Source organism: Saccharopolyspora hordei, from assembly GCF_013410345.1.
GTDB lineage: Bacteria > Actinomycetota > Actinomycetes > Mycobacteriales > Pseudonocardiaceae > Saccharopolyspora > Saccharopolyspora hordei.
On record NZ_JACCFJ010000001.1, the window covers coordinates 3013709 to 3038398 of the forward strand.

The following is a 24690-nucleotide window of genomic DNA, read 5'->3' on the forward strand; positions in this document are numbered from 1 at the left end:
TCGGTGTGCGTGGCGCCGGGAACCGCCGCGGCGCCGGGGGTTGCCGCCTCAGCGCAGGTCCGTCACGCGCTCGACCAGGTCGCGCAGCGCGCTGAGCTCGGCGTCGTCCAGGTCGACCAGCGGCGGCCGCACCGGGCCCGCCGGGCGGCCGACGACCCGCATGCCGGCCTTGACGATGCTCACCGCGTACCCGGCGCGCCGGTTGCGGATGTCGCAGTACGGCAGCACGAACTCCTCCAGGTACCGGTACACGGCCGCGCGGTCGCGGTCGCGCACCGCCTGGTAGAAGCGCAGCGCGAACTCGGGCACGAAGTTGAACATCGCCGAGGAGTAGGTGGTCACGCCCAGCTCCAGCAGCGGCAGCGCGAACGTCTCCGCCGTCGGCAGCCCGCCGACGTAGGTGAGCCGGTCACCGAGCCGCGCGTACAGGCGGGTCATCTTCTCCACGTTGCCCACGCCGTCCTTGAACCCCACCAGGTTCGGGCACTGCTCGGCCAGTTCGGCGACAGTGGTGTCCGCGAAGACCGCGTTGGCCCGGCTGTAGAGGACGACCCCGAGCCGGGTGGCCGCGCAGACCGCGCGGACGTGCGCGGCGAGCCCGGCCTGGTCGGCCTCGGTCAGGTAGGGCGGGAACAGCAGCACCCCGGCCGCCCCGGCGCGTTCGGCGGCGCGGGCCATCTCCACCGCCATCGCGGTGCCGTACCCGACCGGGGCGATCACCGGCACCCCGTCCGGGGCCTCCTCGACGGCGGCCCGCACCACCTGCTCCACCTCAGCGGGGGTCAGCGAGAAGAACTCCCCGGTGCCGCCCGCCGCGAACAGCCCGGCCGCGCCGAAACCGCCCAGCCGGCCGATGTTCTCGCGGTAGGCGGCCTCGTCGAAGCTGAGGTCGGGCCGGAAGTGGGTCACCGGGAACGACAGCAGTCCGCTGGCCAGCTGCCGGGCCATGTCGGTGGGCGAGTACGCGGACATCGGCGATCTCCTCCGTGGGCGTGCGACCTCGTCGCGGCGGGGCGGTGACGAGCCGGAGCGGGGCTCAGGCGTCGTCGCGGTCGACAGTAAGGTGACCCATCGATGCCCGTCCAACTCAAACAAAGCATCCACTGATACCGGGTCAGCATCGATGTTCACGCTCAACCAACTCACCGGTTTCGTCGCCGTGGCCGAGGAGCAGCACTTCGGCCGGGCCGCGCAGCGGCTGCGCATGACCCAGCCCCCGCTGACGCGGCAGATCCAGCAGCTGGAGAAGGAGCTGCAGGTCCAGCTGTTCGACCGCACCAGCCGCACCGTGCGGCTGACCCCGGCCGGGCGCGCGTTCCTGCAGGACGCGCGACGCCTGCTGCACGAGGCGGAGAACGCCGCGCTCTCGGTGCGACGCGTCACCCTGGGCCAGAGCGGCGTCATCCGCGTCGGGTTCACCGCGACCTCGGCCTACGGCGTGCTCGGCGGTCTGCTGGCGACGGTGCGCGAACACCTGCCGCACGTGGACGTGGTGCTGCACGAGCTGGTGACCCGGGACCAGGCGGAGCGGCTCTCGGGCGGTTCCCTCGACCTCGGGCTGGCCCGCCCGCCGGCCGCCCGGCCCGAGCTGGAGTCCCGGCTGCTGCGCGCGGAACCGCTGCTGGCGGCGCTGCCGGAGGGCCACCCGCTCGCTGCGGGGTCGGACCCGCTGGACCTCAGCGAGTTCCACGGTGCCGACGTGGTGATGTACTCGCCGACGGAGGCGCGGTACTTCCACGAGCTGCTCGTCGCGACCTTCGGCCGGGCCGGGGTGCAGCCCACCTACGTGCAGTACGTCAGCCAGATCCACACCGCTCTCGCGCTGGTGCAGGTCGGCCTCGGCAGCGCGCTGGTGCCCGCCACCGCGGCGCGGCTGCACCTCGACGGCGTGCACTTCCGCCCGCTGCAGCTGCCCGAACCCGACCCGGTGGAGCTGCACCTGGTCTGGCGCCGGGCCAACGACAACCCGGCCCTGCACGCGCTGCTCGACCTGCTCTGACGCTCCACCGTGGACTGCGTCGCGGGTCGTGCGCGACCGATGCGGTCAGGGTATTGATCGATGTCCATTCGGTGTTGGACCGGAATCGGTGCACCGCCTTACTGTCCTGGTCACTGCGGAGCGCTCCGCAGCGACCGGGAGGACACCGATGTCTGACACCGCAGCAGCTCCCGAGGTCGGGCGGGCCGGCACGACGACCGGCCGCCGCGTCCCGACCCGGTACTTGGTCCTGGCGCTGATCTTCATCATCACGGCGCTCAACTACGCCGACCGCAGCAGCCTGTCGATCACCGGCACCAGCCTGCGAGCCGACCTGGGCTTCAGCAGCGTGCAGCTCGGCTACATCTTCTCCGCGTTCAGCTGGGCCTACGTGATGGGCCAGCTGCCCGGCGGGATCCTGCTCGACCGCTTCGGCGCCCGCCGCGTCTACGCCCTGAGCCTCGCGCTGTGGACGGCGGTCACCGCCGCGATCAGCCTGGTCGGCCTCATCACCACGCCGGTGCTGGTGTCGGTGGCGGTCGTCTTCGGGCTCCGGCTCCTGCTGGGCGTCTTCGAATCGCCCGCGTTCCCGGCGAACGCGCGGGTGGCCACCGCCTGGTTCCCGACCGCCGAGCGCGGCCGGGCGACCGCGGTCTTCAACTCCGCGCAGTACTTCGCCACCGCCCTGTTCGCCCCGCTGATGGGCTGGATCACCCACCAGTTCGGCTGGCGCTGGGTGTTCGTCGTGCTCGGCGCGCTCGGCCTGGTGCTGGCGGTGGTGTGGCTGCGCTGGATGGACACCCCGCGGAACCACCGGCGGGTCACCCCGGACGAGCTCGAGACGATCCGCTCCGGCGGCGGGCTGGTCGACCTGGACGCGCCGAAGGGCTCCGTGCAGCGGGCCCGGCTGGACCGGCGCACCATGGCCCGGATCTTCTCCACGCGCCCGCTCTGGGGCGTCTACCTCTCCCAGTACGCGGTGAACGCGCTGACCTACTTCTTCATCACCTGGTTCCCGGTCTACCTGGTGGAGGGCCGTGGGCTGTCGCTGCTGGAGGTCGGGTTCGTCGCGGCGCTGCCCGCGCTGTGCGGCTTCGCCGGCGGACTGGCGGGCGGCTTCCTCTCCGACGCCCTGCTGCGCCGCGGGCACTCGCTCACCTTCGCGCGCAAGCTGCCGTCGGTCGTCGGCATGGTGCTGGCGACCAGCATCGCCCTCTGCAGCCTCACCGACAGCAGCGCGCTGATCGTAGCGATCATGACGCTGGCCTTCTTCGGCAAGGGGATCGGCTCGCTGGGCTGGGCCATCACCACCGACCTCGCGCCCCCGCAGGCCGCCAGCTTCGTCGGCTCGACGATGAACGCGTTCGGCAACGTGGCGGGCATCGTGACGCCCATCGTCATCGGTTACACCGTGCAGGCCACCCAGTCCTTCGACGTGGCGCTGTGGTTCGTCGCCGCGCACGGAGCGCTGGCCCTGGTGGGCCTGGCCGTGATGGGCACCATCAAGCGCATCCAGTTCGACGAGCCGGACTGAGACGGAAGGAAGTCCATGACCACGACCGGATCCGCCACCCTGGACCGGATCGAGCGCGTGCGGATCTCCTCGGTGACCGTGCCGCTGCCGACCGCGATCAGCGACGCCAAGGTGTTCACCGGGCGGCAGCAGCCGATGACCGAGGTGGCGGTGCTGTTCGCCGAGATCACCACGGCCGAGGGCCAGGAGGGCGTCGGCTTCAGCTACTCCAAGCGCGCGGGCGGCCCCGGCCAGTACGCGCACGCCTGCGAGATCGCCCCGGTGCTCCTCGGCGAAGACCCCAGCGACATCGGCAAGATCTGGGACGAGCTCGTCTGGGCCGGCGCCTCCGTGGGCCGCAGCGGGCTGTCGGTGCAGGCGATCGCGGCCTTCGACGTCGCGCTGTGGGACCTCAAGGCCAAGCGGGCCGGCCTGCCGTTGGCCAAGCTCCTCGGCGCGCACCGCGACTCGGTGCGCTGCTACAACACCTCCGGCGGTTTCCTGCACGCGCCGATCGAGGAGGTCGTCGACCGGGCGGCGGAGTCGGTGGCGCGCGGCATCGGCGGCATCAAGCTCAAGGTCGGCCACCCGGACAACGCCGTCGACCTGGCCCGGGTGACCGCGGTGCGGGAGGCGGTCGGCGACGGCGTGGCGCTCATGGTCGACGCCAACCAGCAGTGGGACCGCCCCACCGCGCGGCGCATGTGCCGCGCCCTGGAGCCGATGGACCTGGTGTGGATCGAAGAACCGCTGGACGCCCACGACTTCGAGGGCCACGCCGTGCTCGCGTCCACCTTCGACACCTCCATCGCCACGGGGGAGATGCTGACCAGCGTGGCCGAGCACCGCGAGCTGATCCGGGCGGGCGGGGCGGACGTCGTCCAGCCCGACGCCCCGCGCGTCGGCGGCATCACCCAGTTCCTGAAGGTGATGGCCCTGGCCGACGACCGGAACCTCCAGCTGGCCCCGCACTTCGCGATGGAGATCCACATCCACCTGGCGGCGGCCTACGCCAGGGAGCCCTGGGTGGAGCACTTCGAGTGGCTGGACCCCCTGTTCGACGAGCACCTGCGCATCGAGGGCGGCCGGATGCACCTCTCGCCGCGCCCGGGCCTCGGCGTGACGATCAGCGACCAGGCCCGGTCCTGGACGGTCGCCGACCACGAGGTCCACGCCTGATCCCGCTGCGCAGGTCGACGCCCGTGAGCACTTTCCGGGGCTGTGGCACCGGAAAGTGCTCACGGAAAAGCGACCTGTGCGCGCTGCGGAGGGGCTGCCGACTACGGTGGTCGGCATGGACAGCGTTGACGGGCTCCGGGACAGGTTGCGGGACTTCGCGGCGGCGCGGGACTGGGAGCAGTACCACACGCCGAAGAACCTGGCGATGGCGCTCAGCGGGGAGGCCGGGGAGCTGGTCGCGGAGCTGCAGTGGGTGGACGACGCCGGTGCCGTGGCGGGCCTGGCGGAAGGCGGGCTCAAGGACCGGCTGGCCGACGAGGCGGCCGACGTCCTGCTCTACCTCATCAGGCTGACCGACGTCTGCGGCATCGACCTCGTCGAAGCCGCCAACGCCAAGATCGACCGCAACGAGACGCGCTTCCCCCCGACCGCCTGAGCCGGGCGGTCGGGGCTCAGCTGCTCGCGCTCGTCGGGGTGAGCCCGTCCGCCGACGTCTGCTTCGGCACGTCGGAAGACCGGGGCGGTGCTTCAGGTTCCTGCGCCGTCGCTCGCTCTGCGGAGGTCCGGTCGGCGAGGACGCGGCGGGCGCGCTCGACGTCGAGTGCCCCGTCCCACTTGGCGATCGCCAGCGTCGCCACCGCGTTGCCGTAGAAGTTGACCAGCGCTCGGCACTCGGACATGAACTTGTCGATGCCGAAGATCAGCATGATGCCCGCCGCGGGGACGGTGCCGATGGTCGACAGGGTGGCGGTCAGCGCGATGAATCCGCCACCGGCCACCCCGGCCGCGCCCTTCGAGGTGAGGAGCATGACCGCGAGCAGGCCGATCTGCTGGCCGACGCTCAGCGGGGTGTTGGTGGCCTGGGCGATGTAGACGGCGGCCAGCGACAGGTAGATCGCCGCGCCGTCGAGGTTGAAGCTGTAGCCGGTGGGCACGACCAGGCCCACCGTGGTGCGGTCGGCGCCCATGAAGGTCATCTTCCGCATCAGGCCGGGCAGCGCCGGTTCGGCGGTGGAGGTGCCGAGGACGAGGAAGAACTCGTCCTTGAGGTAGCGGAACAGCTGGAAGATGTTGAGCCGGACGTAGAGCGCGAGGAAGCCGCCCAAGACGACCACCACGAACAGGACCGAGGTGGCGTAGAACAGCGCGATCAGCGAGCCGAGACTGGTCAACGTGGACAGTCCGAACGCCCCGACCGCGTAGGCCATGGCGCCGAAGGCGCCGAGCGGGGCGGCCTTCATCACGAAGCTCAGGACCTTGAACACGACCTCGGTCAGCCGCTTGACCCCGGCGGCGATCGGCTCGCCGATCGGGCCGACCGCCTTGATCGCGATGCCGAAGAGCACGGCCAGGAAGATGATCTGCAGGATGTCGCCCTCGGCGAACGCGCCGAAGAAGCTCTCCGGCACCAGGTGCGTGAAGAACTCCCACCACTGCTGGGTTTCGCCGGTCTCGACGTACTGCTGCGCGGTCCCGCTCACCTGGATCTTCGACGGGTCGGCGTTGACGCCTTCGCCGAGCCGGACGACGTTGATCGCGACGAGCCCGATCACCAGCGCGACGATGGTGCCGATCTGGAAGTAGGTCAGCGCTTTCAGCCCGGTGAGCCCGACCTTCTTCAGGTCGGCGACACCGGCGATCCCGCCGATGATGGTCAGGAAGACGATCGGCCCGATGAGCATCTTCATCGCGGCGATGAAGGTCGTCCCGATCGGCTGCATCGCCTCGCCGAGATCCGGCCACCGCCAGCCGAGCAGGATGCCGACGACGATCGCGACCAGGACCTGGAAGTAGAGCTGCCGGTACCAGGGCTTCGCCCCGGTTCTCCCGGGCGGCAGCGGTTTTTGTGCGGTCTGCGCCATTGCATTCTCCTGCACGTGGTCGAGCGGCGGTGGTCGGTCATCCGAAAGCTGGTTCGGGAGCGAGGAGTTCAGCGGCGATCCGTTCGCCGAGCTGTTCCAGCAGCGGTTCGGCCTCGCGCAAGCAGCGGTTGGCGTCCGCTTCGACGTCGGTGAGCGCGAAAGCCGCGGTGAAGCCCGCTGCGGTGAGCTCTCCACGGGTGAGCTGGTTGCGCCCGGCTGCTGCCACGACGGGGATTCCGGCCGCGCGAGCGGCCGAGGCGACCCCGGCGGGCGCCTTGCCGCGCAGGGTCTGGTGGTCCAGCGAGCCTTCCCCGGTGACCACCAGGTCCGCGCCCGGGAGCTGCTGGGCGAACCCGGTCAGCTCGAGGACGAGCTCGATCCCGGAGCGCAGCTGCCCGCCGAGGGCCAGCAGCGCGAATCCGGCGCCGCCCGCCGCTCCGGCACCCGGGTGGCCCGAAACCGCCGTGCCGGTGGCGTTCTCCAGCAGCTCCGCCCAGCGGCCGAGGGCGGGTTCGAGTTCCGCGATCGCGCCCGCGTCGGCGCCCTTCTGCGGTCCGTAAACCGCTGCGGCGCCGTTCGGTCCGAGCAGGGGGTTGTCGACGTCGCAGGCCACGACCAGCCGGGCTGCGTCCGGCCCGGTCAGGCGCGGGTGCAGACTGCTGAGATCGACGGCGCGGACGGCGCTCAGCAGCGAGGTCCGGTTTCCCGCCCGGTCGAACAGCCGACCGCCGAGCGCGGCCACGATGCCCGTTCCGCCATCGGTGGTCGCGCTGCCGCCCAGCCCGACGACGACGGTGCGGTGGCCCGCGTCGAGGGCGGCGGCGATCACCTGGCCGGTGCCGTGCGAGGAGGCCGCCATCGCGGTGGCAGGTGTGGTTCTCGGGATCCGGCCCAGGCCGGAGACGTCCGCGAGCTCCACGACCGCAACGCCGTCACGTTGGACGTAGCCGGTCTCGACGGGGCGACCGAGCGGGTCCGCGGCCGTGACCGGGACGCGGGTGAAGCCCGCCGCTTCGAACGCGTCCAGGGTGCCTTCACCGCCGTCGGCCACGGGCCGTTCGCGGACGGCGGGGAGGGAGTGGTGGCGCCGCAGTCCGCGGGAGAGCGCGGCGGTCGCGCGGGCCGCGTCGATGGAACCCTTGAACGAGTCGAGAGCCACGACCACCTCGTGCATGCATCCTCCTCGCCCTGCGAACGTGGGCACCACAGTGACCGCGGACGCGGTGCGCCGTCCAAGAGAAAGTCGCTACCCGACTGATAGGTTCTGCTGATCAGTGGGCTCTGACCTGCCCATACGTCGCGTGGAGGAGTGCGCCCATGGACGTGCGCCAGCTCGAGTACTTCCTGGCGATCGTCGACCACGGCGGTTTCGGCAAGGCGGCGCAAGCGCTGCACGTCGCCCAGCCCTCGCTGTCGCAGGCCATCTCCGGTCTGGAGCGCGAGCTCGGCGTGCAGCTGTTCCACCGCATCGGCAGGGGTGCCGTCCTCAGCAGCGCCGGAACCGAGCTGATCGGCCCGGCCCGGCAGGTCATCCGCGACCTGCGCACGGCCCGGTCGACGATGGACTGGGTCCGGGGAGCCCGTCGCGGCCGGGTCGAGCTCGTGACGATGCCGTCCCCCGGGATCGAGCCCCTCGGCACGCTGACCCGCCTGCTCGCCCAGCAGCACCCGGGAGTCACGGTCGGCGCCGACGCGGCCTTCACCCCCGACGAGGTGGTGCAGAAGATCAAGCAGGGGGCCTGCGAGCTCGGGCTGATCGGAACGCCCGGACCGCTGCAGGCCCCGGGCGTCGACGTGCTGCCCCTGGAAGCGCAGGACTTCGTCCTCGTCGGGGCACCGGACGCGGACTTCCCGAGCGGTGATCCGGTCCAGCGCTCGGCGCTGACCGGTGCGCGCCTGATCGTCTCGCCGCCGGGCAGCCACATGCGGCAGATCGTCGACGAAGTGCTGGCGGACGGCGCGGACCTGCAGATCGTCGCCGAGGTGGCCCACCGCACGTCGATCCTCCCGCTGGTGATGCACGGCACCGGTCTGGCCGTGCTGCCGTCCGCGTGGGCCCCGCTGGCCCGGCGCGCCGGTGCCCGCGTCGCCCGCATCGACCCACCGGCGCAGCTGCACGTCGCCCTGCTCAGCCGGTCGGCCCCGCTGACCCCCGCGGCGCGGGCCTTCCTCGCCGTGGCCCGCTCCTACCGGCCCGCGGACCACCTGGGTGCGTGACCAGCCGGGATAACCGGAACCTATGAATGGCATCGCGAAAGCGTGTTGGACGTCCGCAGCCCCGCCGGGCTTGACTCGGTGCACCAGCACCCGACACCAGGGGAGTCGCTCGATGTCAGCTCAGCCCACGACCCGCACCTTCAAGATCGCGGCGGTTCCCGCTGACGGGGTGGGGACCGAGGTCGTCGCCGCCGGGCGCGCGGTGCTCGACGCGCTGGCCGCGGGATCGGGCGGTGCGTTCGCCTTCGACTGGACCGAATTCCCGTGGGGCTGCGGGTACTACGAGCGCACCGGCCGGATGATGGACGAGGACGGTCTGGAGGCGCTGCGCGAGTTCGACGCCATCTACTTCGGTGCCGTCGGCTGGCCCTCGGTGCCCGACCACACCAGCCTCTGGGGATTGCGGCTGAAGATCTGCCAGAACTTCGACCAGTGGGCCAACATCCGGCCGGTGCACTTCCACCCCGGCATCACCTCGCCGCTGCGCAAGGCCGACCACACCCCGCTGGACTGGGTCGTCGTCCGGGAGAACAGCGAGGGGGAGTACGCGGGCCTCGGCGGCCGCAACCTCTCCGGCCGCGGTCCGGGCAACGAGGTCGCGCTGCAGACCGCGCTGTTCACCGAGCGCGGCTGCGAGCGGATCATCCGCTTCGCCTTCGACCTGGCGCGCACCCGGCCCCGGAAGAAGGTCTCCTCGGTCACCAAGAGCAACGCCCAGCAGTACGGGATGGTGCTGTGGGACGAGACCTTCGTCCGCGTCGCCGCCGACTACCCGGACGTCGAGACGGAGAGCGTGCTGGTCGACGCGATGTCGGCGAAGTTCGTGCTCAAACCGGAGGACCTCTCGGTCGTGGTGGCCTCCAACCTCAACGCCGACATCCTGTCCGACCTCGGCTCGGCGCTGGCCGGGAGCCTCGGCCTGGCCGCCAGCGCGAACCTGAACCCGGAGCGCCGGTTCCCGTCGATGTTCGAACCCGTCCACGGGTCCGCGCCGGACATCGCCGGTCGAGGTCTGGCCAACCCGATCGGTGCGATCGGCAGCGCGGCGCTCATGCTCGACCACTTCGGACTGCCCGACGAAGCGGTCCGCGTGAACAAGGCGATAGAGGCGACCACCGCGTCCGGCGTGCTGACCCCGGACGTCGGCGGGACCGCCAAGACCTCCGACGTCGTCGCCTCGGTCATCGACCACCTCTGACCGGCCGCGGGTGCGCGACGCCGTTGCGCACCCGCACATTCCCCGCGCTGAACCGACGGGGAGGACTAAGGATCAGGCGCGCCGCTGGTCGGCCCTGGCGCGCTTCGCCTCGGCCTTGTCCTTGATGCGCGCGGCTTCGCGCTTGACCTCCAGCTGGGTGGCGCGCTCCTGCTGGAGCCACTCGGGGTTCTCCTCGCGCAGGGCGTTGATCTCGTCGGTGGTCAGCGGGTCGGTGATGCCCGCGCGGGTCAAGCCGCCGATGGAGATGCGCAGCCGCGCGGCCACCACCTGGCGCGGGTGCGGGCCGTTGCGGCGCAGCTCGCGGAGCCACTCCGGCGGGTCGGCCTGCAGGGCGTTGAGCTCCTCGCGCGAGATGGCGCCCTCCTGGAACTCCGCGGGGGTGGCTCCGAGGTACACGTTGAGCTTCTTCGCCGCGGTCGCGGGCTTCATCGTCTGGGAGGTCTGGAGCGCCTTCATGCCCTCCAGGGTATCGACCGCACCCGCACCACCTGCGGTGACGCCCGGTAACCTGGCCCGCGTGACTGGTTCGGACGAGCAGCCCCCCTTCACGCTCGCCTACGTGCCGGGCGTGACGCCGGGCAAGTGGGCGCGCAAGTGGGCGGAGCGGGTGCCCGAGGTGCCGCTGGAGCTCGTCCAGGTGCCCGCCGCCGGTGCCGCCGACGTGGTGCGCCGCGGCGAGGCGGACATGGTGCTGCTCCGGTTCCCGACCGACCGCGCGGGCCTGCACGCGATCCCGCTCTACACCGAGACGACCGTGGTGGTGGTCCCGAAGGACCACGTGGTGGCCGCGGTCGACGAGGTCTCCGGCGACGACCTGGCCGACGAGGTGGTGCTGCACCCCCTCGACGACACCCTCGACTGGTCGGGCCCGCCCGGACGACCGGCGATCGAGCGCCCGGCCACCACCGGGGACGCCGTCGAGCTGGTGGCGGCCGGGGTGGGCCTGCTCGTGGTCCCGCAGTCGCTGGCCCGCCTGCACCACCGCAAGGACCTCACCTACCGGCCGGTGACCGACGCCCCGCAGTCCCGCGTCGCGCTGTCCTGGCCGGAGGAGGAGACCACGGACCTGCAGGAGCAGTTCATCGGGATCGTGCGCGGCCGCACGGTCAACAGCACCCGCGGTCGCCCGCCGACACCGCCGCAGGACAAGCGCAAGCGACCGGCCGAGGCCAAGAAGCCCGCTGCCAGGGGATCGTCCGGCCGGAACCGGTCGCGCGGCTCGGCCGGACCCCGGCGCGGGAAACCGCGCCGCCGTTCGTAGTCCTTGCCGGTCAGCGCCGGGGGGTTTCCTCGAAGCTGGCGAAGTAGGCGGCTGCCATGTCCTCCGCGGAGTGGCCCTGCTCGGCGGCGCGGTTGAAGCGCCGCGCTCCTGCTTCGGCGACGTCGAGGCGGACGCCGCACGCCTTCCCCTCCTGGACGATCAGCTCGGCGTCCTTGGCGGCGGTGGTCACGGCGAAGCTCGGCGGGGTCAGCCGGTCCTCGAGGATCGCCCTGGCCTTCGCGTGCAGGTAGCCCATGTCGAGCGGGCCGCCGCTGATGATGTCGAAGAACCGCTGCGGCTCCACGCCCAGGCCCTTGGCCAGTGCGAGGGCTTCACCGGCGGCGTTCGTGACGGCGAGCACCCAGCTGTTGGCCACGAGCTTGAGGCGCGTGGCGCTCGCCTCGGCACCGTCCTCGCCGGTCCACACCGTGCGGGAGCCGATGGCCTCGAACACCGGCGTCACCACGTCCCGGCTCCCGCTCGGCCCGGCGGCCAGGACGACGAGCTGCCCCTCCTCCGCGGGCTGGCGGGTACCGAGGACGGGGGCGTCGAAGAAGACGAGCTGCTGCTCGCGGGCCAGCGCGGCCAGCTCGCCGACGGCGTCGATGCCAGCCGTGGTCGACTGCACCCACGCCGTGCCGGGGCGAGCGCCCGCTCGCCGCATCACGTCGAGCGCCGCGGGGCCGTCGTGCACCATCGTGAGGACCACATCAGCGCCTCGGACGGCCTCGGCGGGCGTGTCGGCGACGTGCGCCCCGTCGGCGGCCAGCGGCTCGGCCTTCGCCCGCGTGCGGTTCCAGACGCGCACGGTGTGACCGGCGCGAGCGAGGTTGCGGGCGATCGCCGCGCCCATGATCCCGGTGCCAAGAACGCTGGTGGTCAGCGTGTCGGTCATGTCGATCTCCTCGGTCTGGCGGTGCGTGCACCGCCAGACAAGCAGCCGGTCGGTGACCGTGCCAGGCAGGGTCCGTCAGGGTTGGGCGTCGATGCGTCGGAGGCAGTCGAGGGTTGCGGCGACGATCTGGCGCTGGGCGTCCGCGCGGCTGGTGGCGGGTTGTCCGTCGCCGGACTGCGGGCCGTAGTCGCCGAAGTGCGTGTGGACGGCGCCCTGGACGGCGACGAACTCGGTGCCCGGCGGCAGCGGTGCCCGCCGGACGTCGGCGGGCGTGGAGAGCCCGTCGCGGGTGCCGTAGACCGAGGTGACGTCGAGGTCGCGAGCGCCGCGGAGGTCGATGTCCGGGTAGGAGGCCCACAGGAGCAGGCCGTGGACCTGATCCGGGTGGTGGGTGGCCAGCCGGGCCGCGGCCGGACCGCCGAGCGAGTGCCCGCCGACCACCCAGCGCTGGGCGCGGCCGAGCACCTGCTGCCCCTGCTCGGCGTGGAGGATCGCCATGCCGAACGGCGGTTTGAGCACGACCACCGGGTAGCCCGCCTCGGCCACGGGACGCAGCAGGGGCAGGTAGGCGCGGGAATCGACGCGAGCCCCCGGGTAGAACACCAGCCCGGTGTCGCGGTGCCGGGCCCGGGGGACGAGCTCGATCTCGGTGGCGCGGTCGACGACCGCGACCGCCGCGTCGGAGCGCATCGCGTCCTGCGCGGCAGGGGTGGCGGCCAGGGGACGTGCGTAGAGGAGGACCGCGCACGCGGCGGCCGCGGCCAGCACGGCCAGCGAACGCGTGATCCAGCGGCGGTGTTCTGCGAGGTGCATGGGGTGGGGTCTCGTGAGGTGTGCGTAGGGTCGACGGCGTGGTCGTTCAGTTGCGCCCGGGTCGGCGCTGGTTCAGGGTGGTGCTCTCGGCGATCGTCCTGGGAGTGGTGGTCGGCATCGGGCTCGGTGCGTGGGAACCGATCGCCGCGATGCACCCGGCCTACGCGACGACTCTCGTCGGGACCGGTGCGGTGGCAGCGGTCGGTGTGATCACCGGGTTGCGGCGGCGCGGTACCAGCAAGCGGTGATCCCATGCTACGCCGCTGATCAGCAGTCTCGAGCGCCGCTCCGGCGCCTGGAGAGTCCGATGAGGACAGCGCCCTGGGTCACCCCAGACCGGGCAGCACGAACACCACCCACAGCGCGGCCGGGACGGCGGCGACGATGATCGCGCCGTAGCGCAGCAGCTGCCGGAAGAACACGTCGCGGTCGACGCCCTTGGCGTTGGCGAGCACGATCGCGCCGTTGGTGGAGAACGGGCTCACGTCCACCACCGTGGAGGCGACCGCCAGCGCGGTGATCATGCCGACCGCCCCGATGCTGCCCTCCTGCAGGAACGGGACGGCGAGCGGGATGAGCGCGCCCATGAGCCCCACCGACGAGGCGAAGGCAGACACGATGGCGCCGATGTAGCAGAGCAGGAGCGCGGCGAGCAGCGGCACGCCGATGTTGGCCACGGAGTTGCCCACGTAGTCGATCGTGCCCATCGTCTCCAGCACGCCGACGTAGGTGAGCACCCCGCAGATCAGCAGCACGGTGGGCCACGCGACCTCGCCGGGAGCCTGCTTGCACATCTTGGGCGAGAGCACGCTCAGGACCACGGCGATGGTCATCGCCACGAGCCCCACGTCGAGGCCGAACCCGAGCGTGGTGACCACCAGGACCACCAGGCCGACCAGCGTGAGCACCCGGTCCCGGTTCAGCCCGATCTCCTCGACGGGCTCCTCACCCCCGGCGCCCGCGCCGACGGTGACCAGCTGCTTCACCTCGGCCGCGCGCCGCAGGCGCAGCCCGCCGAACACCACGAACACGACCGCGGCGATCACGGCGTTGACCACCAGGCTGCCCAGGAACAGCACCACCGGGTCGCCCGGCAGCCCGCTGCGGTCCAGCACGCCGTTGACGATCGTGCCGTAGATGCTGATCGGGGAGAAGCTCCCGGCCTGCGTCCCGTGCACCACCATCGCGCCCATGAGCAGCGGGTTGATCCGGTACTGCGCGGCGAGGTTCAGCGCGATCGGCGCGACGATGGCGGCCGCGGCCGGGCTGACGGCGCCGATGGCGGTCAGCACCGCGCCGATGCCGAACATCACCCACGGGATCAGCGCGATCCGCCCGCCGACCAGCCGCACGGCCTGCCGCACCAGCCAGTCGGTGGTGCCGTTGGCCCGCGCGATGGCGAACAGGAAGGTGACGCCGACCAGCACGACGAACAGGTCGCCGGGGAACCCGGCGAAGATGTCGTCCTCGGACATCCCGCCGACCAGCGTGCCGACCAGGAAGGCCGCGGCGAACGCCAGCACGCCCATGTTGATCGAGAGCGTGGTGGCGATGACGAACGCGGCGACCAGCACCAGGATCGAAATCAACTCGGGCGGCACCGTTGCCTCCTTGCCGGGCGAGCGACCGAGCACCGTGGTGTGGTGCGCGGCACAGTGGCTGACTGGCCAGGCCACTTTCAGCGATCCGCCCGCCGAAGTCAATACCGAATGGCCAACTGGCTCAGCCACTGCCGGGGTCGGTCGGGGAGGTCAGGGTCCTGCTGAGGATGGCCGCCAGGAGGTAGAGGGCCGCGAAGGTCCAGATGATCGCGGTCATGTTCGCCGTGCCGCCGAGGAGGCCGACGACGGCGGGACCGACGAAGGCCGACAGGCCCGCCGCCAGGCTGTAGACCGCCAGCGCGCTACCGGTGTCGCCCGGGCGCACCAGGCCGGGCATTAACGCGGTCAGCGGGACGAACCCGGCCAGGCCGATGCCGAAGACGGCCCAGCACAGCAGGGTCACCGCGAAGTTCGGCCCGACCAGTTGCGGCACGTAGTAGAGCAGCAGGATGCCCACCGCGCACATCGCGCAGCCGAACCAGGTCACCGTGCGCCGCCAGCCGAAGCGGTCGCCGACGACGCCGAAGAGCAGGTTGGCGAAGACGTTCGCGGTGTAGACGCAGGTGACCAGGAGCAGGTAGCTGCTCTGGGAGAAGCCGATGGTCTCGGTGAAGTGGATCGGCGCGACGACGAACAGCGCGAAGTTCGGCGCGGTGTTCACCAGGCGCACGAAAGCGCCTGCGCTGACCCGCGGTTCGCGCCAGAGGATGGTGACGCCCTTGACCAGTTCCCGCAGCGACGAGCCGTCCTCGTCCTTGGTGGGTCCCGCGTCGGCGAGGTCGCGCACGCCGAGCAGGGCGCACAGCGCCCCGAGGACGACGAGCCCGAGGCCGATCCAGAAGGTGCCCATCTCGCCGACGACGGGGATCGCTGCGCTGGCCACCAGCGAGCCGAGGGTGGGCAGCCCGGTGCCGAAGACGAACCAGAACCAGCCGACGGAGGTGCCGAGCTGGCGGGCGGGGGCGGCCTTGGTGAGCCAGACGAGGAAGGCGTAGGCGAAGAACGGGTAGCCGACGCCGCGGAGCCCGTACACGACGGTGACGAAGACCTCCGAACCGCTGGGGATGGCCAACGTCAGCAGGACTGCTTCGAAGGCGACCCACAGCACCGCGCCGACCAGCATGACGCGCCGTGGCCCGAGCATCGCCGAAAGCGTTCCGGCGAACCAGGATCCGAGGGCGACGAACACGCCGTACGCGCTGATGGTCACGGCCACGTGGCTCTCCCCGAAGCCCTCGCCGATCAGGAACGGGGAGAGGTAGTTGCTCTCGACGCCGTCGCCGATCATGAACAGCAGGACGCCGAGGAAGCCCCAGGCGAGGTGCGCGGGAAGACCCAGCCGGTCGAGCGGGGACTGACGTGCAGAGGACGGCATCGACCATCCTCCTTTCGTTGCGGGAAAAGGAGGTTCTGCTTCGGAGCGGTTCAGCGGGAGCTGGCGGTGTTCAGCGATGCGTGCTGCGCGAGCGCGGCCGCGGGGTCGACTTCCCAGCCGATCGCGGAGGCCGCGAGCAGTGCGGCGCCGACGGCGGTCACTTCGGGCTCGGCGATGGTTTCGACGGCGGTGCCGGTGACGGCCCGCTTGGCCTCGACCCACCCCCGGGAACGCGCCCAGCCGCCTGCGGCGTAGACCGGGGCGCCGGGGGAGTGCGCTGCGACGGCTCGGATGGCGCGCCCGCCGAGAGCGGCCAGCGCTCCGAGGACGGCCGACGCCCGGGAGATCGGTGCGGCCGGGGCGTCCGGCGCGTAGCTGGGTGCGCCGCCGCCGGGGCCGCCCGGGGTGAACGCGGTCGAGAACAGGTGGTCATCGGGTTGCAGATCACCGGCGATGATCCGCTGGAGCGCTTCGGAGACCGCGGGGTCCTGCGCGGCCCACTGCACGTTCCGGGCCAGTTCCTCGACCCGCAGCAGGGTCGTGCCGCGGTGGCGGATGCCGGGCGCGGTATCGATGCGCTCACCGGGATCGAGCGCGGGCTCGGGCGACTGCGCGACCACGACCTCGGCGGTACCCATGGAGTCGAGGACCGCCCCGGGGCGCAGCCGGTCGACGCCCCAGCCGCCGACCGGGTGGTCGTGCCCGCCCGCGACGACCACCGCACCCGGGGTCAGGACGTCGCGCAGGCGCTCCGAGCGCAATTCGCCGACCACCGCGCCCGTCGGCAGCACTTCGGGGAGCAGGTGCGGCGAGCCCAACGTCAGCCGGACCCGTTCGGCGACCCAGGACCGGGTCGTGGTCCGCCAGGCCGCGGTGCGCGCGGCCAGGGTGTCGCTGAGGAAGCGGGTGCCGGTCCACCGGGAGGAGGCGAAGTCGGTCAGCGCCACCCACGACGCAGCTCGTTCGGCGCCCGGCTGCCGCATCGCCCACGACCAGCCGACGAGGGTGCGGGCGGGATCGGTCGGCACGCCGATCCCGCCCGCCGACCCGAGCTCGGCCCGGAGTTCCCGGAACACCCCGGCGCGGCGCGGGTCGAACCACGCCAGCGCGGGCGTCAGCGCTCGTCCGGCCGGGTCGACGAGGACGCCGTCCTCCCCGACGCCGGCCGCGCTGATCGCGGCGACCGCGAAGCGCTGCCCGCAGGCCTCCAGGACCAGCTCCTCGACGAGGTCGAGCAGGGCGTCGGCGTCGATGGACGGGTCGTCGTCCGGGCGAGGGGTCGCTCGGCGCACCCGGGCCACCGCGCGGCCCGTCACGTCCAGCGCCACGACCTTGACGTTGGTGCTGCCGACGTCCAAGCCGACGACGACGCGAGCCCGTGCCGACGATGTGCCCACTTCCCGCCATCCCCTCCGATCGACCGGTGGCCGTCCCGCTCCGTCAGTCGGCGAACTCGACGCTGCGGGTCAGCGTTGCGATCTCGGACATGACCTTCTCCGCCGCGGTGCGCTCCCGCTGCCAGATGTTGCGCCCGACGATAACGCCGCGGGCACCGGCGCGGATGGTCTGCGCGACGGCGTCGACGGTCTCGGCGGGTTCGCCGGACAGCGGGCCGCCGGCGATGACCAGCGGGACCTGGAGCTCCTCGACGAGGCGGCGGGTGCGCTCCTCGCCCGGGAAGGCGATCTTGATGATGTGCGCGCCGAGGTCGTAGGCGATGCGGGCGACCTTCTCCTCCTCGACGACGACCTCCTCGGTGCGCGGGGCGCCGATGAGCACCGGCTCCAGGACGAGCGGGATGTCCCAGGCGTCGCAGGCGGTCACGACCTTGCCGACCCGGTTGCACAGCGCGGCCCGCTCGGCGCGCGAGATGTTCCAGGGGAACAGCATCTTGACCGAGTCGACGCCCATCCGGACCGCTTCCTCCACGGTCGTGATCAGGCTGTGCGAGCCCCCGCCGTCGAGCTGGGTGTGGTCGTAGTAGGTGTCGATGGTCAGCACGCGGGTCAGCTGCGGGTTGCGCGCGAAGAAGGCTTCGGTCTGCTTGACCTGGCCGGGGGTCATCATGAACCCGGTGATGTCGCTGCCCGCCCACGACTCGAACGGTGCCGACGGCGTTTCCAGGCCTTCGATCCGGTTGAAGATCAGGCCGTGGTCGACGGGCATGATGATCGCGGCGCGATCGCTGGGGAGCGTGCGGCGCATCCGGTATTCCATGGACATCCCAGGTCCTGCTTCCTCTTTCGGAGCTGCCACCTCGGGCCCGCGTCGGCCGGGGGTGGGAGATCTCGATGGATCTGACTTGTACGTACAGTCTGTACTGTACGAACAGTAAGCGCTAGCGTGGGGTCGGTCAAGACGCTGACCGAAGGAGGACCGCGCAGTGCGCCGTCAGATCCTGAACAACCCCGAAGACCTGGTGGACGAGGCGTTGGAGGGCCTCGCGCTGACGCACCCGTCGACGATCGCCTACGACCGCGAGGCCGGGATCGTCAAGCGGGCGCACCCGGCCCGCGACAAGGTCGGCCTCGTTTCCGGTGGCGGATCCGGGCACGAACCGCTGCACGCGGGCTTCGTCGGCGCGGGCATGCTCGACGTCGCGGTGCCCGGCGCGGTCTTCGCCAGCCCGACCGCGCTGCAGGTGCACGAGGGGACCATCGCCGCCGACTCGGGGCGCGGTGTCGTGCAGATCGTCAAGAACTACACCGGGGACGTGCTGAACTTCCGGATCGCCGGGGAGCTCGCCGACGACGACGCGGTCCGGACCGAGGTGGTCCTGGTCGACGATGACCTGGCCACCGACACCGCCGATGGCGGTCCCGGCCGCCGGGGCACCGCAGCGGTGCTCGCCGTCGAGAAGATCTGCGGCGCGAGCGCGGAAGCCGGTGCCGAGCTCGGCGAGGTGGCCGAGCTCGGGCGGCGGGTCGCGCGCAACGCCCGGACGTTGAGCCTCGCGCTCAGCGCGGGCACCCACCCCGGGGAGACCGAGCCCGCTTTCGAGCTGGGTGCCGACGAGGTGGAGCTGGGCGTCGGCATCCACGGCGAGCGGGGCACCGGCCGGGTCCCGTTCGCCGACGCGGACGCGCTGACGGAACTGCTGGTGGAACCGCTCGTCGCCGAGCTCGGACCGGCTCGCGGCTCGTCGGTCATCGCGATCGTCAACGGTCTCGGCGGGACCTGCCCGCTGGAGCTCAGCGTCGCCGCGCGCGCGGTGCACCGCTCCCTGGCCGGCCGCGGTATCGCCGTGGCCCGCTCGCTCGTGGGCAGCTACGTGACCTCGCTCGACATGCACGGCATGTCGGTGACGCTGCTGCCCGCCGACCTCGACCTGCTCCCGCTGTGGGACGCCCCGGTGCGCACCCCCGCTCTGACCTGGTGAAGGAACTGCTGTGAACAACGCGGACATCGCACTCGCCCCGGACTTCGGCCACCGCTGGGTGGACGCCCTGCTCGAGACCTTCCTCGGCCGCGCGGACGAGCTGGGGGACCTGGACCGCCGCTCCGGCGACGGCGACTTCGGCACCAACATCGCCTCGGCCCTGCGCCGCGCGCAGCGCAACATCGACGCCGACCGACCGCAGGACTACGCGGGCTGGCTGACCGCCGTCTCGCGCGGATTCCTCGGTACCGGCGGCACGAGCGGGCCGCTGTTCGGGATGTTCTTCCGCGAGCTGTCGCGGTGCGCGGCGGGAGCCGAACCGACCCTCGCGGAGTTCGCCCGCGGGCTGGCCGCCGGTCTGGCGACCGTGCAGCGCTACGGCGGCGCCGAAGTCGGCCACAAGACCATGGTCGATGCCATCGCCCCGGCGGCCGAGCTGCTCGAAAGCCAGCTCGGCTCGAACGACTCCCCGGACCTCCTCCTCGCGCGGGCCGCGCAGGCCGCAGTGGACGGTGCGCGCAGCACCGCCGACCTGCTCGCCAAGCGAGGTCGGGCCAGCTACGTCGGCGAGGTCGCGCGCGGCGTGATCGACCCGGGCGCGGCCGCGGCCGCGATCGTGCTCCAGGCCGCTGCGGCGGCGCAGGTCGGCGGCCGGGCGGACACCTCCTGGCTCAGCAGCTGAGCACCCGTACGGCCGGATGCGGACGTTGGCCGCATCCGGCCGGACAGGACGTCGAGTCGACCGCCTCGGTCCGGACTGTACGGACTAGGATGGTGCGCACCCCCGGGCGACCGGTCGGGGCAGCGGAGGGAGTGCGCGGATGACAGCCGAGGCGATCGACCGCCAGTCGACGACGCCGTACTACCAGCAGCTCGTCGCCGTGCTGGAGCAGCGGATCGCCAAGGGTTCGATCCCGCTCGGGGATCGGCTGCCGAGCGAGAACGAGCTGTGCGCGGAGTTCGGCCTGTCGCGGGCGACCGTGCGCCAGGCGCTCCAGCTGATGGAGTCGCGGGGGCTGGTCACCCGGGTGCCCAACCGCGGCGTGTACGCGAGCGAGCCGACCGGCGAAGGTGGCTGGGGCATCCAGGGACCGGAAGGGTTCCTGGAGAACGCGATCGGGCACCAGAACCGCTCGGTGCAGACCGAGGTGCTGCGCCACGGCCCGGTCATCCTGCCCGCCCACGTCTGCCGCGCGTTGCAGGTGCCGACCGACTCGGCCGGGTTCGAGCTGGTGCGGCTGCGCTCCCTCGACGGGGTTCCCGCGCTCTACAGCATCAACTACAGCCCGTCCGATCTCGTCCCCGTCATCGCCGGTGCCAAGGACGTCCTGGCCGGGCAGGCCTCGCTCAGCGAGCTGCTTTCGAGCGCCGGGTACGCCCTGGGCGGAGCGCACCGGGCGATCCGCGCCGTGTCGCCGTCGCCGGAGATCGCGGAGGCGCTCCAGGTGTCCGAGTCGGAGCCCATCCTGCACATCCGGTCGACCTCGTGGACGCCCGCCGGGAAGCGCTTCGACATCTACGACACCTGGGTGTGCAGCGACGTCATCCCGCTGGAGGTCAACGTCAGCGTCACCGGCGCGAAGTGATGCCCCGCCCCGCCGACGAGCAGGGCGGGGCGGGAGGTGGGTCAGCTGGTGGTCAGGGCCTGGCTCTCGGCGACCGCGCGCTGGGACTCCTCCGGGATCTGCAGCCACCGGACGGCGATGCCCGCCACGACGTAGAGCGCGGCGAAGATGATGGTCACCCCGCCCGCTCCGACGAGGTCGAGGAACACCGCGACGATGAGCGGTCCGACGAAGGTCGCGGCTCCGGCACCGAGGTTGAGCACGGCGATCGCGTTGCCCTTCTGACCGGGGGCCATCAGCGACATGAGCACCGAGATCGGCGTGAACCCGGCGAGGGTGACGCCGAAGAACGCGGCGCACGCGACCGAGACCCAGTAGTGCTGACCCGCGTACTGCGGGAGGAAGTAGAAGCACAGGGCGCTGATCGCCGATCCGATGCAGCCGAACCAGCGCAGCGTGCGGTGCCAGCCGAACTTGTCGCTGAGCAGGCCGAAGAACAGGTTCGCGAAGATGTTGGCCGCGCCGAGCACGAACACCAGCTGGAGCCAGCCGGACGCGCCGAAGCCCAGGTCGGTGGCGAAGACCGTCGGCAGGAACACCAGGAACCCGAACTGCGGCGCGGTGTTGACGATCCGGACCAGGCAGCCGACGGCGATGCGCGGGCTGGCGAAGGCGATCGCGACGCTGTTGAGCACGCTGCGGCCGGTGGAGACCTCGGGCGGGGCCAGCCGGTCGCCGCCCTTCGCGCGGCGGATGCCGACCAGCGACACCGCGCCGCCGAGCAGCACCAGCACCAGCGACAGCCAGAAGGTGGCGTACTCGCCGATCAGCGGCTGCGAACCGCTGGCCACCAGCGAACCCAGCGTCGGCAACCCGCCGGTGAAGGCGAAGTAGAACCAGCCGACCGCCGAACCCAGGCGGTGCGCGGGACTTCCGGCCAGCACCCACACCAGGAACCCGTAGGCGAAGAACGGGTACCCGAAACCGCGCAGGCCGTAGGTGATGACCATCAGCGCGTAGTTCTCGGTGGGCAGCGCCACGGCGAGGAAGACGACCTCCAGCACGCCCCAGAGCGCCAGGCCGAGCAGCATGACGCGGCGCGGCCCCCACACGTCGGAAAGCGCGCCCGACAACCAGGAACCGGCCGTCACGACGGCGCCGTAGACGGTGATGACGACCGCCGCGCGGGTGGGGGTGCCCGCGCCGTGCTCGACGAGGTAGGGCGAGATGTACCCGGATTCGACGCCGTCGCCGATCATGAACAGCAGGAGGCCGACGAAACCCCAGAACAGCGGTCTGGGCAGACCGACGCGGTCGATCACTCCGCCGCGGTCGACGCGCGCGGCAGTCGCGGAGGTGGACATCGTTGTCCCTTCAGGGGTTTCAGAGCTGCTGGGGCAGGACGTGGACCTTGCGGGCGCTGTCGGAGCCCGCGGCTTCGAGCGCTTCGGCGTACTCGCCGAGGCCGAAGGTGTGCGTGACCATCCGGGACGCCAGGTCGGGCAGGTCCGCGATCGCGCGGACCGCCTCCGGGTACGCGGTGGCCAGCGACTGGGAGCCCACGATGGTGAGCTCGCGGTCGAACAGGTCGTAGGGGAACAGGTCGATGCGCTCGGTCGGGCTGACCACCCCCATCTGCAGCAGCGTTCCGCGCTTGTCCAGGCGCAGCAACGCATCCGCGGCCGCTGAGGGGTGGCCGCTGGCTTCCACGACGAGGTCCACGTCGCGCTCGCCGGGCCGCTCGCCCGGTGCGTGGACCGCATCGGCGCCGAACTCGAGCGCGGCGGCGCGCCGCACGGGACTGGGCTCGACGACGTCGATCGAGTGCGCCCCGCGGGCCTTGGCGTAAGCGGCGGCCAGCAGGCCGATGGACCCGGCGCCGTAGACGAGCACGCGCTGCCCGTCGACGGGACCGATGCGCGAGGCCGCGTGCAGAACGCACGCCAGCGGCTCGATCAGCGCGCCGGTGCGCGCGTCCATCCCGTCGGGCAGCCGGAAGGCGACCTTCGCGGGGACGCGCACGAGTTCGGCGCACGCCCCGTCGGTGGCGACCCCGATGGGCACCAGGTTCGGGCAGAGGTTGGTCGCTCCGGCCCGGCACTGCCCGCATTCGCCGCAGGACACGTTCGGGTCCGCGCACACGCGGTCGCCGGGGGCGAAGTCCCGGACGGCGGAGCCGACCGCGACGACCTCGCCGGCGAACTCGTGCCCGGGCACGACGGGGAACGATCCGGTCGGGTAGTCGCCGACGGCCAGGTGCAGGTCCGTGCCGCAGATGCCCACCGCGGCCGGGGCGATGATCAGATCCCCGTCCCCCGGTTCGGGATCGGGCAGCTCCCGGACCTCGATCGATCCGCGTCCGTCGAGGACAACAGCACGCATCTTCGCGTCCTTTCGGGTCGGAGGCGGCGGGCGGGGGAGCCCGGCCGCCGGGCTCGCCGGTGCGCGGTGCGGGTGGCGAGTGCCCAACAAGGTACGCCCGATGGTCTGTACTGTCTAGACGTTACGGTCTGTACGTACAAGCGACGTCGAGCTGGTCCGGAACCGTTCGGCGCCGGGCGCGAAAGTGGACCCGTGGTGGGCAGAGCTGGCGTTCTGCCCACCGTCGGGAGCGCGCTCAGGTGTTCAGGAGGGCGCGGCGCTTCCGCGGGGGCGCGAGGCTGCTCCTGATCACGAGTTCGCTGTCCAGGCGGATCTCGCGGCGGCGCAGCGGCTCGTCGGAGTTCATGCGGCTGTGCAGCATCTCCACGGCGGTGCGGGCGAGATCGTCGAGCTGGTGGCGGACGACGGTTATCTGCGGCGTCATCAGCGTCGTCCACTCCGCGTCGTGGAACACCACCACCGAGAGGTCCTCGGGCAGGCGCACGCCGCATTCCTGGAGGTATCGCACGACGTGTGCGGATACCGCGGTGTTGCCGACGATGAGCGCGGTCGGGGGCTCGTCCAGCCCGGCCATCGCGCGCACCGCGTTCTCCACCCCGGCGCGCTGGAAGGCCAGTTCCGCCACCAGCGCCGGGTCTGCGGCGACGTCGTGCTCGTCCAGTGCCCGGCGGTACCCGTCGATGCGCTCATGCCCAGTCGAGGTGGTGCTCGGTCCGCTCACCAGCGCGATGCGGCGGTGGCCGCGCTCGAGCAGCGCTGTGGTCGCTGCGTGGGCGGCGCTCTCGTTGTCCATGCCGACGACGTCGATCCCCGGGATGCGGTCGATGACCCGGTCCACGAAGGTCAGGTCGATGCCGAGGTCGCGCATGTGCCGCCAGGCCGCCGCGTTGCCGGTGCCCGGCGCGGCGATCACGCCCCGCACCCGCTTCTGCATCAGCAGCTCGATGCTCCGCAGTTCCATCGCGGGATCTTCTTGCGTGGTGGTGAGCAGGACGCCCAGGCCGACCTCGGCGGCGTGCCGGACGACGTGCTCGGCGAGGTGGGCGAAGAACGGGTTCGCCACGTCCGCCAGGACCAGCCCGATGGTGTTCGTGGTGCGGGTGCGCAGTTCCCGGGCCGCGCTGTGCGGGCGGTAGTCGAGCGCCTTGATCGAGGCGAGCACCCGCTCGCGGGTCCGCTCCGAGACCGAGCCGTTGGCGTTGACGACTCGTGACACCACGCCCGGCGACACCCCGGCGTGCTCGGCCACGTCCTTGACCGTCGGTGCCCGGCCGCGTGCCATGGTCCTCCTCCGCATTCCGCCATCTTTCCGGAGCTTCGCCGCTCGGTCGATTTCACCTCGCGGGTTGACACCGATGTGGCCGGATGGCACAAAGTACAACGTTGCACATCTCGTATAACGTTATACATGACTGACGAGGGAGTCAGCATGACAGGCGTCCGAACTGCCC

Annotated in this window: 24 protein-coding genes; 11 read left to right on the forward strand and 13 right to left on the reverse strand. The window is 71.9% G+C overall.

The window, feature by feature from the left end:
- Positions 1-48: 48 nt before the first annotated feature.
- Positions 49-972, reverse strand: a complete 924-nt coding sequence (gene kdgD, locus HNR68_RS14040) for a 5-dehydro-4-deoxyglucarate dehydratase (RefSeq protein ID WP_179721155.1) — start codon at positions 970-972, stop codon at positions 49-51.
- Between the two features lie 151 nt (positions 973-1123).
- Here kdgD and HNR68_RS14045 point away from each other — a divergent pair, with 151 nt between their 5' ends.
- From HNR68_RS14045 to HNR68_RS14060, 4 genes are all read left to right on the forward strand, one after another.
- Positions 1124-1999: a LysR family transcriptional regulator gene (locus tag HNR68_RS14045; protein WP_179721157.1), complete on the forward strand. Its 876-nt coding sequence runs from the start codon at positions 1124-1126 to the stop codon at positions 1997-1999.
- A 148-nt stretch (positions 2000-2147) separates the two neighbouring features.
- Positions 2148-3512, forward strand: coding sequence for an MFS transporter (locus HNR68_RS14050; protein ID WP_179721159.1), 1365 nt, complete (start codon positions 2148-2150; stop codon positions 3510-3512).
- A 15-nt stretch (positions 3513-3527) separates the two neighbouring features.
- Positions 3528-4670: an L-talarate/galactarate dehydratase gene (locus HNR68_RS14055; protein ID WP_179721161.1), complete on the forward strand. Its 1143-nt coding sequence runs from the start codon at positions 3528-3530 to the stop codon at positions 4668-4670.
- 115 nt (positions 4671-4785) lie between these two features.
- Positions 4786-5106 carry a nucleotide pyrophosphohydrolase gene (locus HNR68_RS14060; RefSeq protein ID WP_179721163.1) on the forward strand — a complete coding sequence of 107 codons (321 nt, stop codon included), beginning with the start codon at positions 4786-4788 and terminating at the stop codon, positions 5104-5106.
- A gap of 16 nt (positions 5107-5122) precedes the next feature.
- Here the strand turns inward: HNR68_RS14060 and dctA are convergent, their stop codons facing one another.
- Together dctA and HNR68_RS14070 are read right to left on the reverse strand one after the other, a co-directional pair.
- A complete protein-coding gene (gene dctA, locus HNR68_RS14065; RefSeq protein WP_179721165.1) occupies positions 5123-6532 on the reverse strand; it encodes a C4-dicarboxylate transporter DctA in 1410 nt (469 codons plus the stop codon).
- Between the two features lie 37 nt (positions 6533-6569).
- Complete coding sequence (locus HNR68_RS14070; protein WP_179721167.1) at positions 6570-7706, reverse strand: glycerate kinase; 1137 nt, start codon at positions 7704-7706, stop codon at positions 6570-6572.
- A gap of 143 nt (positions 7707-7849) precedes the next feature.
- Here HNR68_RS14070 and HNR68_RS14075 point away from each other — a divergent pair, with 143 nt between their 5' ends.
- Positions 7850-8749 (forward strand): LysR family transcriptional regulator, encoded by a 900-nt coding sequence (locus HNR68_RS14075; RefSeq protein WP_179721170.1) that lies wholly within the window; start codon positions 7850-7852, stop codon positions 8747-8749.
- 112 nt (positions 8750-8861) lie between these two features.
- The gene (locus tag HNR68_RS14080) at positions 8862-9947 is read left to right on the forward strand and encodes a tartrate dehydrogenase (protein WP_150069827.1); all 1086 of its coding nucleotides are present in this window, start codon (positions 8862-8864) and stop codon (positions 9945-9947) included.
- A 72-nt stretch (positions 9948-10019) separates the two neighbouring features.
- On the opposite strand, the gene HNR68_RS14085 is transcribed toward HNR68_RS14080, so the two are convergent.
- On the reverse strand, positions 10020-10424 hold the full coding sequence (locus tag HNR68_RS14085; protein WP_179721171.1) for a DUF5997 family protein: 405 nt from the start codon (positions 10422-10424) through the stop codon (positions 10020-10022).
- Positions 10425-10485: 61 nt separating this feature from the next.
- Here HNR68_RS14085 and HNR68_RS14090 point away from each other — a divergent pair, with 61 nt between their 5' ends.
- Positions 10486-11229 (forward strand): LysR substrate-binding domain-containing protein, encoded by a 744-nt coding sequence (locus tag HNR68_RS14090; protein WP_179721173.1) that lies wholly within the window; start codon positions 10486-10488, stop codon positions 11227-11229.
- Between the two features lie 10 nt (positions 11230-11239).
- On the opposite strand, the gene HNR68_RS14095 is transcribed toward HNR68_RS14090, so the two are convergent.
- A complete protein-coding gene (locus HNR68_RS14095) occupies positions 11240-12124 on the reverse strand; it encodes an NAD(P)-dependent oxidoreductase (RefSeq protein WP_179721175.1) in 885 nt (294 codons plus the stop codon).
- A 75-nt stretch (positions 12125-12199) separates the two neighbouring features.
- Positions 12200-12937: an alpha/beta hydrolase gene (locus HNR68_RS14100; RefSeq protein ID WP_179721177.1), complete on the reverse strand. Its 738-nt coding sequence runs from the start codon at positions 12935-12937 to the stop codon at positions 12200-12202.
- A 38-nt stretch (positions 12938-12975) separates the two neighbouring features.
- On the opposite strand from HNR68_RS14100, the gene HNR68_RS14105 reads away from it, so the two are divergent.
- The gene (locus HNR68_RS14105; RefSeq protein ID WP_179721179.1) at positions 12976-13185 is read left to right on the forward strand and encodes a hypothetical protein; all 210 of its coding nucleotides are present in this window, start codon (positions 12976-12978) and stop codon (positions 13183-13185) included.
- 78 nt (positions 13186-13263) lie between these two features.
- Here the strand turns inward: HNR68_RS14105 and HNR68_RS14110 are convergent, their stop codons facing one another.
- The 4 genes from HNR68_RS14110 to HNR68_RS14125 form a co-directional block, all read right to left on the reverse strand.
- Positions 13264-14538: an SLC13 family permease gene (locus HNR68_RS14110; protein ID WP_179721181.1), complete on the reverse strand. Its 1275-nt coding sequence runs from the start codon at positions 14536-14538 to the stop codon at positions 13264-13266.
- A 121-nt stretch (positions 14539-14659) separates the two neighbouring features.
- Entirely contained in the window at positions 14660-15913 is a 1254-nt protein-coding gene (locus HNR68_RS14115; protein WP_179721183.1) for an MFS transporter, read from the reverse strand.
- A 50-nt stretch (positions 15914-15963) separates the two neighbouring features.
- Positions 15964-17271 (reverse strand): FGGY-family carbohydrate kinase, encoded by a 1308-nt coding sequence (locus HNR68_RS14120; protein ID WP_218888301.1) that lies wholly within the window; start codon positions 17269-17271, stop codon positions 15964-15966.
- Positions 17272-17353: 82 nt separating this feature from the next.
- Positions 17354-18136: a class I fructose-bisphosphate aldolase gene (locus HNR68_RS14125; protein WP_179721187.1), complete on the reverse strand. Its 783-nt coding sequence runs from the start codon at positions 18134-18136 to the stop codon at positions 17354-17356.
- 160 nt (positions 18137-18296) lie between these two features.
- Here HNR68_RS14125 and HNR68_RS14130 point away from each other — a divergent pair, with 160 nt between their 5' ends.
- From HNR68_RS14130 to HNR68_RS14140, 3 genes are all read left to right on the forward strand, one after another.
- Positions 18297-19292, forward strand: coding sequence for a dihydroxyacetone kinase subunit DhaK (locus tag HNR68_RS14130; RefSeq protein WP_179721189.1), 996 nt, complete (start codon positions 18297-18299; stop codon positions 19290-19292).
- A 10-nt stretch (positions 19293-19302) separates the two neighbouring features.
- Entirely contained in the window at positions 19303-19974 is a 672-nt protein-coding gene (gene dhaL, locus HNR68_RS14135) for a dihydroxyacetone kinase subunit DhaL (protein ID WP_343050141.1), read from the forward strand.
- Positions 19975-20113: 139 nt separating this feature from the next.
- The gene (locus HNR68_RS14140) at positions 20114-20878 is read left to right on the forward strand and encodes a GntR family transcriptional regulator (protein WP_179721191.1); all 765 of its coding nucleotides are present in this window, start codon (positions 20114-20116) and stop codon (positions 20876-20878) included.
- Positions 20879-20919: 41 nt separating this feature from the next.
- Here HNR68_RS14140 and HNR68_RS14145 read toward each other — a convergent pair whose 3' ends face one another.
- The 3 genes from HNR68_RS14145 to HNR68_RS14155 all read right to left on the reverse strand — a co-directional run bounded on the left by HNR68_RS14145 (position 20920) and on the right by HNR68_RS14155 (position 24521).
- Positions 20920-22221: an MFS transporter gene (locus HNR68_RS14145; RefSeq protein ID WP_179721193.1), complete on the reverse strand. Its 1302-nt coding sequence runs from the start codon at positions 22219-22221 to the stop codon at positions 20920-20922.
- Positions 22222-22240: 19 nt separating this feature from the next.
- Positions 22241-23239 carry an alcohol dehydrogenase catalytic domain-containing protein gene (locus tag HNR68_RS14150; protein ID WP_179721195.1) on the reverse strand — a complete coding sequence of 333 codons (999 nt, stop codon included), beginning with the start codon at positions 23237-23239 and terminating at the stop codon, positions 22241-22243.
- Between the two features lie 235 nt (positions 23240-23474).
- Positions 23475-24521: a LacI family DNA-binding transcriptional regulator gene (locus HNR68_RS14155; RefSeq protein WP_170301633.1), complete on the reverse strand. Its 1047-nt coding sequence runs from the start codon at positions 24519-24521 to the stop codon at positions 23475-23477.
- Between the last annotated feature and the right edge of the window lie 169 nt (positions 24522-24690).

Coding starts and splice junctions, on each gene's coding strand:
- kdgD (WP_179721155.1), bottom strand. CDS start 972: ATGTCCGCGTACTCGCCCACCGACATGGCCCGGCAGCTGGCCAGCGGA.
- HNR68_RS14045 (WP_179721157.1), top strand. CDS start 1,124: ATGTTCACGCTCAACCAACTCACCGGTTTCGTCGCCGTGGCCGAGGAG.
- HNR68_RS14050 (WP_179721159.1), top strand. CDS start 2,148: ATGTCTGACACCGCAGCAGCTCCCGAGGTCGGGCGGGCCGGCACGACG.
- HNR68_RS14055 (WP_179721161.1), top strand. CDS start 3,528: ATGACCACGACCGGATCCGCCACCCTGGACCGGATCGAGCGCGTGCGG.
- HNR68_RS14060 (WP_179721163.1), top strand. CDS start 4,786: ATGGACAGCGTTGACGGGCTCCGGGACAGGTTGCGGGACTTCGCGGCG.
- dctA (WP_179721165.1), bottom strand. CDS start 6,532: ATGGCGCAGACCGCACAAAAACCGCTGCCGCCCGGGAGAACCGGGGCG.
- HNR68_RS14070 (WP_179721167.1), bottom strand. CDS start 7,706: ATGCACGAGGTGGTCGTGGCTCTCGACTCGTTCAAGGGTTCCATCGAC.
- HNR68_RS14075 (WP_179721170.1), top strand. CDS start 7,850: ATGGACGTGCGCCAGCTCGAGTACTTCCTGGCGATCGTCGACCACGGC.
- HNR68_RS14080 (WP_150069827.1), top strand. CDS start 8,862: ATGTCAGCTCAGCCCACGACCCGCACCTTCAAGATCGCGGCGGTTCCC.
- HNR68_RS14085 (WP_179721171.1), bottom strand. CDS start 10,424: ATGAAGGCGCTCCAGACCTCCCAGACGATGAAGCCCGCGACCGCGGCG.
- HNR68_RS14095 (WP_179721175.1), bottom strand. CDS start 12,124: ATGACCGACACGCTGACCACCAGCGTTCTTGGCACCGGGATCATGGGC.
- HNR68_RS14100 (WP_179721177.1), bottom strand. CDS start 12,937: ATGCACCTCGCAGAACACCGCCGCTGGATCACGCGTTCGCTGGCCGTG.
- HNR68_RS14115 (WP_179721183.1), bottom strand. CDS start 15,913: ATGCCGTCCTCTGCACGTCAGTCCCCGCTCGACCGGCTGGGTCTTCCC.
- HNR68_RS14125 (WP_179721187.1), bottom strand. CDS start 18,136: ATGTCCATGGAATACCGGATGCGCCGCACGCTCCCCAGCGATCGCGCC.
- HNR68_RS14140 (WP_179721191.1), top strand. CDS start 20,114: ATGACAGCCGAGGCGATCGACCGCCAGTCGACGACGCCGTACTACCAG.
- HNR68_RS14145 (WP_179721193.1), bottom strand. CDS start 22,221: ATGTCCACCTCCGCGACTGCCGCGCGCGTCGACCGCGGCGGAGTGATC.
- HNR68_RS14150 (WP_179721195.1), bottom strand. CDS start 23,239: ATGCGTGCTGTTGTCCTCGACGGACGCGGATCGATCGAGGTCCGGGAG.
- HNR68_RS14155 (WP_170301633.1), bottom strand. CDS start 24,521: ATGGCACGCGGCCGGGCACCGACGGTCAAGGACGTGGCCGAGCACGCC.